At 65.5% G+C, this 12,103-nt stretch carries 11 protein-coding genes; 4 read left to right on the forward strand and 7 right to left on the reverse strand.

Going from position 1 to position 12,103, the window contains the following annotated elements:
* Nucleotides 1-144: 144 nt before the first annotated feature.
* Both phbB and U1R88_RS18240 read right to left on the reverse strand, forming a co-directional pair.
* Nucleotides 145-870 (reverse strand): acetoacetyl-CoA reductase, encoded by a 726-nt coding sequence (phbB, locus tag U1R88_RS18235; RefSeq protein ID WP_322432524.1) that lies wholly within the window; start codon nt 868-870, stop codon nt 145-147.
* 353 nt (nt 871-1,223) lie between these two features.
* Nucleotides 1,224-2,396, reverse strand: coding sequence for an acetyl-CoA C-acetyltransferase (locus U1R88_RS18240; protein ID WP_322432525.1), 1,173 nt, complete (start codon nt 2,394-2,396; stop codon nt 1,224-1,226).
* Nucleotides 2,397-2,840: 444 nt separating this feature from the next.
* Between U1R88_RS18240 and phaR the strand changes: the two genes are divergently transcribed.
* On the forward strand, nt 2,841-3,449 hold the full coding sequence (gene phaR / locus U1R88_RS18245; protein ID WP_322432526.1) for a polyhydroxyalkanoate synthesis repressor PhaR: 609 nt from the start codon (nt 2,841-2,843) through the stop codon (nt 3,447-3,449).
* Nucleotides 3,450-3,494: 45 nt separating this feature from the next.
* Here phaR and U1R88_RS18250 read toward each other — a convergent pair whose 3' ends face one another.
* The 4 genes from U1R88_RS18250 to U1R88_RS18265 form a co-directional block, all read right to left on the reverse strand.
* A complete protein-coding gene (locus U1R88_RS18250; protein WP_322432527.1) occupies nt 3,495-5,195 on the reverse strand; it encodes a bifunctional diguanylate cyclase/phosphodiesterase in 1,701 nt (566 codons plus the stop codon).
* A 106-nt stretch (nt 5,196-5,301) separates the two neighbouring features.
* Nucleotides 5,302-5,904 carry a TetR/AcrR family transcriptional regulator gene (locus U1R88_RS18255; protein ID WP_322432528.1) on the reverse strand — a complete coding sequence of 201 codons (603 nt, stop codon included), beginning with the start codon at nt 5,902-5,904 and terminating at the stop codon, nt 5,302-5,304.
* A gap of 18 nt (nt 5,905-5,922) precedes the next feature.
* Nucleotides 5,923-7,101 carry a cell division protein ZapE gene (gene zapE, locus U1R88_RS18260; RefSeq protein ID WP_322432604.1) on the reverse strand — a complete coding sequence of 393 codons (1,179 nt, stop codon included), beginning with the start codon at nt 7,099-7,101 and terminating at the stop codon, nt 5,923-5,925.
* A gap of 163 nt (nt 7,102-7,264) precedes the next feature.
* Complete coding sequence (locus tag U1R88_RS18265) at nt 7,265-7,897, reverse strand: glutathione S-transferase family protein (protein WP_322432529.1); 633 nt, start codon at nt 7,895-7,897, stop codon at nt 7,265-7,267.
* Between the two features lie 199 nt (nt 7,898-8,096).
* Here U1R88_RS18265 and ykgO point away from each other — a divergent pair, with 199 nt between their 5' ends.
* The 3 genes from ykgO (at nt 8,097) to U1R88_RS18280 (ending at nt 10,012) form a co-directional block, all read left to right on the forward strand.
* Nucleotides 8,097-8,222, forward strand: a complete 126-nt coding sequence (gene ykgO, locus U1R88_RS18270) for a type B 50S ribosomal protein L36 (RefSeq protein WP_068283257.1) — start codon at nt 8,097-8,099, stop codon at nt 8,220-8,222.
* A gap of 103 nt (nt 8,223-8,325) precedes the next feature.
* Entirely contained in the window at nt 8,326-8,883 is a 558-nt protein-coding gene (locus U1R88_RS18275; RefSeq protein ID WP_322432530.1) for a tetratricopeptide repeat protein, read from the forward strand.
* Nucleotides 8,884-9,019: 136 nt separating this feature from the next.
* Nucleotides 9,020-10,012, forward strand: a complete 993-nt coding sequence (locus tag U1R88_RS18280; protein WP_322432531.1) for an alpha/beta fold hydrolase — start codon at nt 9,020-9,022, stop codon at nt 10,010-10,012.
* 198 nt (nt 10,013-10,210) lie between these two features.
* On the opposite strand, the gene pyk is transcribed toward U1R88_RS18280, so the two are convergent.
* Nucleotides 10,211-11,647: a pyruvate kinase gene (pyk, locus tag U1R88_RS18285; protein WP_068283267.1), complete on the reverse strand. Its 1,437-nt coding sequence runs from the start codon at nt 11,645-11,647 to the stop codon at nt 10,211-10,213.
* Between the last annotated feature and the right edge of the window lie 456 nt (nt 11,648-12,103).

Genomic DNA, 12,103 nt, shown 5'->3' on the forward strand with positions numbered 1-12,103 from the left:
TCATGGAAACTTTCCTCTCCCGGCCCGGGAGAGGATGACGCAAGATTGTCGGGAGGCGGCCTGTGCCGGCTGCGATGATGGAACGCGGAACGGGGCACCGCGTTCCATCGATCGTCTCGACTGCCACGGACGGGCCGAGCGGCCTCAGGCCAGATACTGCCCGCCATTGATGCTCAGCGTCGAGCCGGTGATGTAGCCGGAATCGTCGGAAGCCAGGAACACTACGGCACGGGCGATTTCTTCGGGCTGGCCCAGACGCCCGGTCGGGATCAGCGGCAGGATGCGGGTTTCCAGCACCTTGGGGTCGATCGCCTGCACCATCTCGGTGCCGATATAGCCCGGTGCGATCACATTGGCGGTGATGCCCTTGGCCGCCCCTTCCAGGGCCAGTGCCTTGACGAAGCCGATATCGCCCGCCTTGGCGGCTGAATAGTTGACCTGTCCGGCCTGTCCCTTCTGGCCGTTGATCGAGGAGATCACGACCACGCGGCCGAAACCACGGTTGCGCATGCCCTCGATGACCGGACGGGTCATGTTGAACAGGCTGTCGAGATTGGTGCGGATGACGGCGGACCATTGGTCCTTGCTCATCTTGTGAAAGAAGCCGTCGCGGGTGATGCCGGCATTGTTGACCAGGATGTCGATCGGGCCGAGATCCTTCTCCACCTGCGCCACGCCGGCGGCACAGGCGTCGAAATCGCCGACGTCCCATTTGTAGGTTGCAATGCCGGTTTCGGCCTTGAACTTGGCCGCTGCCTCGTCATTGCCGGCATAGCTGGCGGCAACCGTGTGGCCAGCCGCCTTGAGCGCCTTGGAGATGGCCGCGCCGATGCCACGCGTTCCGCCGGTGACGATTGCAACTCTGGTCATGGTGCCTCCTTGGTAACGATGGTGTTCTTCATTGGACTAACGTGTTTTGCGATTTGAGGGAGTCACCCGAAATCGCAAAGACACTCCAGCCAATCCGCTGGATTGACTTGGAGACAGAGAGTTGGAGCAAATAAGCGTTCAGTCATGGGGGCCCGCTTTGCTCCAGGAAGTCACGAACCGGCTTTCGCCCCTGAGGACCGGCCCGACATGCACCGCCCCTTCCCCGTACCGGGAAGGAGCCGAGACCGAGGGCGTCCCCTGTTCCTCCGGTGGAGGAACCGTCCTTCCAGAAGCCTCCCGCGGTACCTGGCGTTCACCAGGCCGCTAGAGGCTTGCGCATCGCCGTGAGCCGATCAGCGTTCGACGGTCAAAGCGATGCCCATGCCGCCGCCGATGCACAGCGTGGCAATGCCCTTCTTGCCGCCGCGGCGGGCGAGCTCATGCAGCAGTGTGACCAGCACGCGGGCACCGGAGGCACCGATCGGATGGCCGATGGCGATGGCGCCGCCATTGACGTTGACGATGGAGGGGTCCCAGCCCATGTCCTTGTTGACGGCCAGGGCCTGCGCCGCAAAGGCCTCGTTGGCCTCGACCAGGTCGAGATCCTTGACGCTCCAGCCTGCCTTTTCCAGCGCCTTGCGCGAAGCCGGAATCGGCCCCGTGCCCATGATGGCGGGATCGACGCCGGCAGTGGCCCAGGAAGCGATGCGGGCAAGCGGGGTGAGGCCGCGCTTCTCGGCATCCTTGGCACTCATCAGCACAACGGCGGCCGCACCATCATTGATGCCGGAGGCATTGCCGGCGGTCACCGTGCCGTCCTTGCTGAAGGCCGGACGGAGCTTGGCCATGCCGTCGAGCGTGGCGCCATGGCGAGGATATTCGTCGGCATCCACGATGACGTCGCCCTTGCGGCCGGGCACCGTGATCGCGACGATCTCATCCTTGAAGCGGTCTGCCTTCTGGGCGGCCTCGGCCTTGTTCTGCGAGGCGACGGCGAAGGCGTCCTGCTCCTCGCGGGTGAGCTGCCAGCGAGCCGCGATGTTCTCGGCGGTCGTGCCCATGTGATAGCCCTGGAAGGCATCGATCAGGCCGTCCTTGAGCATGGAATCCAGGAACTTCACATCGCCCATCTTGGCGCCGGCGCGCAGATGCGCCACATGCGGGGCGAGCGACATCGATTCCTGGCCGCCGGCCACGATGACGGAGGCGTCGCCATTGGCGATCTGCTGCAGGCCGAGGCCGACGGCGCGCAGGCCCGAGCCGCAGAGCTGGTTGAGGCCGAAGGCGGTCTTCTCCTGGGGCACGCCGGCCGCCATCGCCGCCTGGCGGGCCGGATTCTGGCCGCCGCCGGCGCTCAGCACCTGGCCGAGGATGACCTCGTCGACCTCGCCGGCCTCTACCTTGGCGCGGGCCAGCGCTTCCTTGACGGCTGCCGCACCGAGCGTGTGGGCCGGCGTTGCTGCGAAGGCGCCGTTGAAGGAGCCGACCGGCGTGCGCGCGGCGCTGACGATGACGACATCACTCATGGCAATTTCACTCCTCTAGTGTTCCGTTCTGCGACGGCCCGGCGGACCAACTCTTTCAGAAGCAGATTTTCCCTGCTTCATCCTCGCAGGGATGAAGCAGGGAAAGTCTGCGAATCCTCCAAGTCCTTCAGATTGCGGCCGAGCCGATCCACGCCCGCTCAACCACCATCTGCCTGGGCATATGGGACGCTTGGCGCGCCGCCGTCAATGCGCCAGGTGAGTTTACCGCGCTTGCACAAAGATGTTTTCGCGACCGCGAAAAGAGCCTAGATTTGTCAGACCGTGGGGGTGATCATCCTTCCGGAAGAGCGTTTCCGGAACGGGATACCGTCGTCGGACGGGAAGCCGCCGCGGCAACCCGGGATGGTTCGGAATTTCCAGGCTTGTGCAGGCGAGCCCGTTCGGAAATTCTGCAGGGCAGGGACGAGCGTAAGGGGCAGTAGGATGGCGAAAGCTAAAGAGCCGACCACGATCAAGAAATACGCCAACCGGCGCCTCTACAACACGGGTACCTCGACCTATGTCACGCTCGAAGATCTCGGCGCCATGGTCAAGGCCGGCGAGGATTTCGTGGTCCACGATGCCAAGACCAACGAGGACATCACCCGCCAGGTGCTCACCCAGATCATCTTCGAGCAGGAGAGCAAGGGCCAGAACCTGCTACCGATCACCTTCCTGCGCCAGTTGATCCGCTTCTATGGCGACAGCATGCAGGCGCTGGTGCCCAGCTTCCTCGAATTCTCCATCGACAATCTCACGCGAGACCAGCAGAAGCTGCGCGAACAGATGACGCAGCACCTCACCAGCGGCTGGGGCCAGGCGCCCTGGGTCAATGGCGGTTTCGGGGCGCTCGAGGAGCAGGCCCGCAACAATATGGCGGCCTTCCAGCGCGCCTTCCGCCTGTTCTCGCCTTTCACCCAGGCCGACAGCGAGGATGTGAAGGAACCGGCTGCAACCGCAACCTCCAAGAGCAGCGACGATCTCGACACGCTCAAGAAGGAGTTGGCGGAGATGAAGTCGCGCCTCGACCGCATCAGCGACGAGAAGAAGTAGGACGCAACTCCCCTTCTCCCACGAGGGGAGAAGGCAGATGGCGGCTCACGTCCCGGTCAGTGCCATCGGCGCCTGGCGGCCGGCATCGCGCAGACGCGGCAGCTCCAGCCGGAGCGGGCCTGCCACCGTTCCCATCAGGCGGCTGCAGCCCCAGTTCACCAGCTGGCGGGCGACGATCTCGTCATCCACCCATTCGGCTGCTACATCGAGACCCTGCCGCGCGCCGGTCTCGATCAGGCTGCGCAGCGCGAAACGGCCCTGCGCGACCTGGTCGGCCATTTCGACAAGCACGCCGTTGAGCGTCACCTGGCGGATTTCAAGGAGCTTGAGTTCGGCGAAGCCGAGATGGCCGCCGCCGAAACCGCCAATGCCGAGCCGAGCACCGGAGGCGCGGATCGCCCGGCAGTAACGCCCGTTGTTGGCGAGGTCGGCCTTGGCCAGCGCCTCGTCGAGTTCGATGGTCAAGCGCTCGAAACAGTCGCCCGGGCCCCGGCGCGGATCGACGACCACCGGCAGGGGCAGGATCAGTTCGACGCCGGGATGGCGGTCGAGCACCATGCCGGCCAGGTCCACCAGCCGCAAGGCGAGCCGGCGGACAAGCGCGCGGTCGCAGGTCGGGGTCAGCCAGGCCGGTTGCATGGACTCCGGCTGCAGCGTGGCGGAAGCCGATGTCGCGGCATTGGCAGGCATCCGGATAAAGGCGCGAGCGCGGAAAGCCTGCCGTCCCGAAGACCGGGCCGCCAGCACCGGCTCGAAACCGAGGAAGACGCGGTCTTCGTTGAGGGCCAGCGCCAGGCGCTGCGCCGCGTTCGCCGAAGCGGCCAGGTGATCGCCTTCCGCGAAGATCGCGATACCCCCCGGCGTTTCGCGCTCGCAGCGGTCGAGGGCCTGCTGGGCCGCGTGCAAGGCCGTGCCGGCGGTCTCCGCCGAAGGTGCGATGTGGACGGCACCGATCGAGACCGTCGGCCGGACCATGCCGACCTCTGCCTCCACGGTGATGCGCTCGACCACCAGCCGGAAACGTTCCGCCGCCGCCCTGACATCCCCGGCCTGGCAACCGGGCAGCATCACGGCGAACTTGCCGTCCGCAATGCTGGTAAGACTGTCGCCGATGCGCAACACGCTGCGCAATCCGCGCATCACCTGGGCGCAGACGCGATCCGCCACCACGGCGCCGAAAGCACCATGAAGGGCGCCGAGCCTGTCGATGGTCGCCAGGAACAGCCCGGCCTGCCGGCCCGCTGCGCAGGCATCGGCCAGGGCGGCGGCGAAAACACGATCATGAATGCCGATCACCCCATGGGCGGCGGCCCCGGTCTCGTCTTCCGGGCATTCGGCCACGACACGCACCAAGCCGCGCGCGACCACGGGGCGACCATCCGGCCCGGCGAACCAGCGTCCACGATCCTCGATCCAGCGCTTCCGGCCAGCCGCATGCGGGCGGTAGCTGTAACGCAGGCAATAGGGCGTGCCCTCGGCCGTCCCGCCATGCGGGCTCTGGAGAATGGCCTCGTGCCGGCCGCCGGGCCGATCGAGGTCGATCAGGCGGGCGAAGGCCTTGCCATCGGCGATGTCGGCTGCGGCCCGCACGCCGAGCACGGCGGACGCACCTGCCCCCCAGGCGAGGCGGTCAGTCTCCAGACACCATTCGTAACTAGCCTGGCCGAGGGCGCCGAGAAGGGCGCCGGGATCGAGGGTCGGCTGGTCGACACAAGTGCCGGAGGCCGGCACGGCACTATCATACATGCTTCGCGTCCTGCGCCCGCTGCATTGGGCGTGAAAGGGGGAAGCAAGAACAATGCCGTGGAATGATTAATAGCTCGGAAAGACGGCCCTCGGGGATCGCAGACCCTTACACGCTGCCGGCCACCATGGCGCGGATCACCACGCGCAACAGGCGGGCAAGGCGCTGGTCGAGTTCGAGGCGGTTGGCATCCCGGTCGGCGGCGATGGCCGCCGGATCGATGAAGCGGTGCAGGGCATCGCCAAGAAAGGCGATCAGCCTCTCGTTCGAACGGGCTCGGAAGAGTTCGATGGACCGCCCCTCATCGACGACGCGCTCGATCAGGCTGCGGATGCGGCGGCGATGCTTGCGCACCACGGCGCGGTTCTCGCCGATCGCCGACAGCCAGGCCGCATAGAGATTGGGCTCCTGGTCGAGGCGCTCGCGATAGAGCCGCGCCAGCAGCAGCATCATGCGCTCGAGCTTGTCATCGGCCGGATCGGGTGCGTCGGCGACCACGGCGAGCTGCGTTTCCACCGCCTTGTGCCAATCGGCGGTGACGGCATCGATCAGCGCGTCCTTGGAGGCGAAATAGCGATAGACCGCAGCATGGCTGACCTGGGCCTCGCGGGCGACGGACACCACGGATGTGCGCTCCAGCCCATGCTTGCGCACGTGATCGGTAGCGATGTCGAGGAGACGCGCGCCGGTCGGTTCGCTCTTGCCGCCCATGTTCCGTCCCCCGCCGGTTCAGCCGTCCACCAGCGAAGTCTTCAACGGCGCCCGGTGGGGCTGGGCGAGATAGGCCTCCGAACGCATCTCGATCAGGCGCGAAATGGTGCGCTGGATTTCGAAGCCCTCGCGCCCTTCCTGATAGGGATAGATTCCGGTTGGCTCCGCCGCCGCGGAGGCGACCAGCTTGGCGCCGCGATCATAGAGGCAATCGATGACCAGGATGAAACGCTTGGCCTCGTTGCGCTGCTCCTGCTTGAGCACCGGGATGTCGTCGATCAGCAGGGTGTGAAAATGCTCGGCGAGGGCGAGATAGTCGGCCGAGCCCAGGGGTTGGCCGCAGAGTTCGGCGAAGGAAAAACGGGCAACGCCCATGGCGGCTTGCGGCACTTTCAGAGCACGGCCCTTGACGGTCAGCGCCAGCGGCAGGCCCTCTTTCCTGCCCGTAAGGCGCTCGAAGGCCGCATCCATCCCGGCGCGGACCTGTGGCCCGCTGCCGACGAGATAGGTCTCCCCGCCGGAAAGCTTCTCGAGGCGATAATCGGTGCGCGCCTCCAGCTTCACCACCTCCATATGCTGCTGCAGCAGGGCGATGAAGGGCAGGAACAAGGCCCGGTTCAGGCCATCCTCGTAGAGCCGGTCTGGCACCACGTTGGAGGTGGCGACCACCACCACCCCATGTGCGAACAACTGCGTGAACAGGCGGCCGAGGATCATGGCGTCGGCGATGTCGGTGACGGAGAATTCGTCGAAGCACAGGAGCCTGGCTTCCCTGGCCAGCACCTCGGCCACCGGGCCGATCGGATCGTCGCCCTTGACCCGCCCGGCGCGGATCTCGGTGCGGTAATGGAAGATGCGCTCATGCACGTCGTTCATGAACGCGTTGAAATGCACGCGGCGATGGCTGATGCCGGCCGGAACCGCTTCATGGAACAGGTCCATCAGCATGGTCTTGCCGCGCCCGACCTCGCCCCAGATATAGAGGCCTTTCGGCGCCGGCTTGGGCTTGGCGCGCCCGAACAGCCAGCCTAAGGCACCGGGCTTGCCTGTCGCCGACATCTCACCCAATCCATCCAGGACGGTCTGCAGGCGGGCGAGGACTGCCTCCTGGGCCGCGTCGCGTTCAAGTCCGCCGGCGACGACGAGGGCAAGGTAGCGATCGAGCAGGGAAGTCGGGGCGGGTGCGTGCAAGGAAATGTCCCGTATCGTCGGTTTCTATTTGGGCGCTCGGCGGCCTTAACTATCTGACTAATGATGAAAGAGACACCGGCCTTTGTCTTGCCCTGGCTCGACCCGGTTTCGTTGCTTGGGCCTGGATTGTCGGGTCAAGCCCGGCAATGACAAGGACCGGCATCTTCGATCAGGCCCGGGCCGGCGGGGCATGCGGCACCATCTCATAGGGCGGCTTCCAGCCCGGCATGGCCGCGATGCGGGCGCGCCAAGCCAGGATATTGGGATAAGCCTGGAGCGGCAGCCCCGTCTCTTCCTCGAAGAAGACATAGCCGGCCAGGGACAGGTCTGCGATGGTCAGTCTGTTGCCGACCAGGAAATCCCGGCCCGCCAGATGCTTGTCGACGATGGCAAAGGCGCTCTTGGCCCGCCCGCGCAGGAACTCGGTCACCGGGCTCTCGCCACTCTTCTGCAGCCCGACGAGAAAGCGCAGGGTGGCGTAGTAGCTGGTGAATTTGTGGTTGTCGAACAGCATCCAGCGCAGGATCTCGCGCCGTTCGTCGGCATCGTCGGCGCCGAAGCGGCCGGTTTGCTCGGCGAGGTAATCGAGAATCACGCCCGACTGGCTCAGCACCTTGCCGTCATGCAGCAGCACCGGCGCTTCACCCATCTCGTTGACAGCGCGGAAATCGTCGGTGCGGGTCTCGCCATTGAAGAAATCGACCGGCAGGCGCTGCCACGGCGTGCCGGTCAGGGCCAGCATCAGCGCCACCTTGTAGCAATTGCCTGATTCACCAAAGGCGTAGAGCTTGTAGTCGGCCATGCGGATCTCCTCGTCGCGGCCAGTCATAGACAATAGAGCCGCGATGGCATAGGCCCGGCACGCAGTTCTGCCGCTCCGCCACGACAATGGCAGCGCCGACCGTGTTGACATCCAGCGCCCTCGTCGCTAGAACCCCGCATCTTTCGAATTTGGGAGCTCTTGCGTCTTCTCGCGTGCTCCAACCTGAGGCACGAGTACCATGAAGATCCGCAATTCGCTCAAGTCGCTGCGCACGCGCCATCGCGACAATCAGCTGGTCCGCCGCAAGGGCCGCGTTTACATCATCAACAAGACCCAGAAGCGCTACAAGGCCCGCCAGGGCTGATTTTGCGCCGAATTATCGGGTCTGCCGCGTTTGAACCCGGCCGCATCGCTGCGGCCGGGTTTTTGTCTTTGAATCCGCCACAATCTCGCGCCAGTATCCAGGCATGAGGATCGCGATTCTGGCCCTGATCGGCATGCTTGCCGCCCCTGCCATCGCCCTGGCCGAAACCCTGCCGGCCGGCGATCCTGCGCTCGACCGGCTCTATGAGCGCCTTGCCAAGGCCGAGTCGGAAAAGGAAGCGGACAATATCGCGCTCGCCATCGAGCGCCTGGAGCTGCGCTCGGGCAGCGACACCACCGACCTCCTGATGGATCGGGCGCTGACGGCGATCAAGGCCTCGAACACCGACAAGGCCATCAAGATCCTGAATGCCGTCATCCATCTCAGGCCCGATTACGCCGAGGCCTGGAACAAGCGCGCCACCGCCTATTACCTGAAAAAGGACTATATGCGCTCGATCGCCGACGTCGCCGAGACACTGCGGCGCAATCCGCGCGAATATGGCGCCTGGAACGGCCTGGCCATGATGCTGGTCGACCTGGGCGACAAGAAGAACGCCTATGAAGCGCTCAAACATGCCCTGGCGATCAATCCTCACATTGCCGGCGCCCGCAAGATGATGGACGAGCTCAAGCCCGAGGTCGAAGGGCGCGATATCTGATCCCCGGAGCCGTGCCTTGGATGAGGCTGAGGCATTGCCAGCCCGGCTTTGCCTCCGTCCGGAGGGACTTTCGAGCTGGTTGCAAAACGGCTAGAAGCATAGTTCCTTCTCGCTTCCCTATGCCGAAAGGCCGCGATTGACCCTCTTTCTGCTCTTCATCGGCATTCTTCTCCTTGCCCATGTGCTCGGAGCCATCCAGGCCACCGCCGTCATCGCCGCCCGCATCGCCGCAGAAAACCCGCCCGAAGGCGCGTTCGCGCCCGTCCCCGGTGGACGGTTGCACCTGATCGATCTCGGTGCCGGCCATGGCAGCGAGAAGCTGCCGGTGCTGCTCCTGCATGGCGCGACCTCCAATGCCCGCGACATCGTCTATGGCATCGGCGAAGATCTGGCGCGCCAGCGTCGCGTGATTGCAGTGGACCGGCCGGGGCATGGCTGGAGCGACCGGCCGAACGGGAGCGGCGATGCCGCCACCGCGGCCCAGGCCAAGCTGGTGATGGCGGCCCTGGATGCGCATGGCGTCGACCGCTTCATCGTCGTCGGCCATTCCCTGGCCGGCTCGCTCGCCACGCTGCTGGCCGTCGAACACAAGGATCGGGTCGCCGGCCTGGTGGTGCTGGCCGGGGCGACCCATCCCTGGCCGGGCGGCATCAACTGGTATTACCGTCTCGCCGCCCTGCCGGTTCTGGGGCGGCTTTTCGTGCACACCGTGATGACCCCTGCCGGCAGCTGGGGCCTGAAGAAGTCGGTCGACGACTCCTTCAGGCCAGGCGAGGCTCCGGCCGATTATGTCCGCAAGGCCAGCGCCGCGCTGGTGCTGCGACCGAACGAGTTCCGCTGGAACGGGCAGGATGTCGCTGCCCTCAAAGCCTGCCTGACGGCCCAATCTCCCCGCTATCACGAGATCGCGGTCCCCACGGCCATCGTTGCCGATCCGGCCGATCACGTGGTGTCGACCAGCATCCATGCCGAGGCGCTGCACCGGCAGGTGCAAGGGTCACGCCTGGTCCTGGTTCCCGGTGGCGGTCATCAGATCCACCACACGGCCAAGCAGGTGGTGCTTGAGGAGATCGGTCGTGTCGCCCAGGCCGCCGATGAACAGGATTCGATGCGACAGGCGGCACAATAGTTCGCCGGCTCTTTATAACAGCCCCGGAGTTGTGCCCCCACGAAAGTGCCGCCACGCCTGGGGTCGAGCCAGCCGAACCACCACCGGCCACTATGGGATCCAGCCCGAGTTCCCACATTTAGGGTCCATGGACTCAAAATATTAGCCGGCAATAGTATTGCCGGCTAATTTCTTAGCAAACCCGTCGTGACAGAGCAGTCAGGCCCCTTCGCCACCATCGGCGCCGATCACGGCGATGCGCACCATGTTGGTGGCGCCCGGCGTGCCGAAGGGAATGCCGGCCATGATCAGCACGCGTTGGCCGCTCTGCGCGAAACCGTCCTGCGAGGCATGGCGGCAGGCACGATCGACCATGTCGTTGATGTCGCGGGCATCGTCGGTCAGCACGGCATGCACGCCCCAGACCAGAGCGAGCCGGCGCGCCGTGCCGACATTGGGCGTCAGCGCCAGCAGGGGCTTCTCGGCGCGTTCGCGGGCAATGCGGATGCCCGTCGAGCCTGAGGCCGTCCAGGCGATCAGGGCGGCGAGGTCGAGCGTTTCGGAGATGGTGCGCGCGGCCGCTGCAATGGCGTCGGCACCGGTCTGCTCGGGTTCGCTGCGCTGGGCGTTGATGATGGTACGGTGCAGGACGTCGCGCTCCACCTCCTCGGCGATGCGGTTCATGGTCGCGACCGCTTCGCGCGGGAATTCGCCGGCAGCGCTCTCGGCCGAGAGCATCACGGCATCGGCGCCCTCATAAACGGCCGTGGCCACGTCCGACACTTCGGCGCGCGTCGGCACGGGCGAGGTGATCATCGATTCCAGCATCTGGGTCGCCACCACGACCGGCTTGCCGAGCTTGCGCGCGCCGCGCACGATGCGCTTTTGCAAGCCGGGCACCTTTTCGAGCGGCAGCTCGACACCGAGGTCGCCGCGCGCCACCATCAGGGCATCGGACGTCTCGAAGATCTCGTCGAGACGCAGGATCGCCTGGGGCTTTTCAATCTTCGACATCACCAGGGCACGGCCCTGGATGATCTCGCGCGCTTCCAGAATGTCCTCGGGACGCTGCACGAAGGAGAGGGCGACGATGTCGACGCCGGCGCCGAGCCCGGCCTCCAGATCGGCATGGTCCTTCGGCGTCATCGCCGAGACGGCGATCTCGGTATCGGGCAGCGAAACGCCCTTGCGGTTCGACATCTTGCCGCCGACGATCACCTCGGTGACGGCGCGGTCGCCGGTCGCCTCGGTGGTCTTCAACCGTACCTTGCCGTCGTCGAGCAGCAGGGTATGACCGGGCCGCAGGGCCGACAGGATTTCCGGATGAGGCAGGTAGACCCGGCTGGCGTCGCCGGGCGTCGGGTCCGAATCGAGCGTAAAGCTGGTCCCATTGGCCAGTTGCACAGCGCCACCGACGAATTCGCCGATCCGCAGCTTGGGGCCCTGGAGGTCGAGCAGGATACCGATCGGTCGGCCGCATTCCTTCTCGACGTCACGGATCAGGCCAACCATTTCGCGCATGCGGTCATGCGAGGTGTGGCTCATATTGATGCGGAACAGGTCTGCACCGGCGCGAAACAAATGGGCGATCATCTCCCGCGACGACGAGGCAGGACCCAAGGTGGCGAGAATTTTTACTTTTCGCTGGCGTCGCATACGACTGTTTCTTTCTTATCTTGGTTTTTTGCGCGGATCTCGTGGCGCTGACACAGCGCATCCGCAAGGATGAGATGGCACTCTAGTCCGATTTTCACGCCAGTTAAGTGACATAAATGCCACGCTGGCCCGCTAATTCGCCCAGAGCGTTTGGCGATAGAGCGGAATCACCTCGAACCGCAAAGACGCGTCGAACCAAAGAGCTGGAGCAAAGCGCGTTCAGGCGTGAACGGGCTTTGCTCTAGGGTGCCGAAGGTGGTCGCTCAGGCGGCAGAGGGGGCGCGGGGGTGGCAGGCGTCCCTTCCGCCGGGGGAGCTCCATCGGCACCGGGCTGTGGCGCAGCCGCGTCCTGAGGCGGCTTGTCGGGGGCGGGCGCACTGGGGTTTGGCGGGTTCGACGGCTGTGCGCCTTCCCCGGCGGGTTGCGCCGGCGGGGCGGGAGCCGGCGCGTCCTGCG

The sequence above is a fragment of the Labrys sedimenti genome, assembly GCF_034424805.1.
GTDB classification, from domain to species: domain Bacteria; phylum Pseudomonadota; class Alphaproteobacteria; order Rhizobiales; family Labraceae; genus Labrys; species Labrys sedimenti.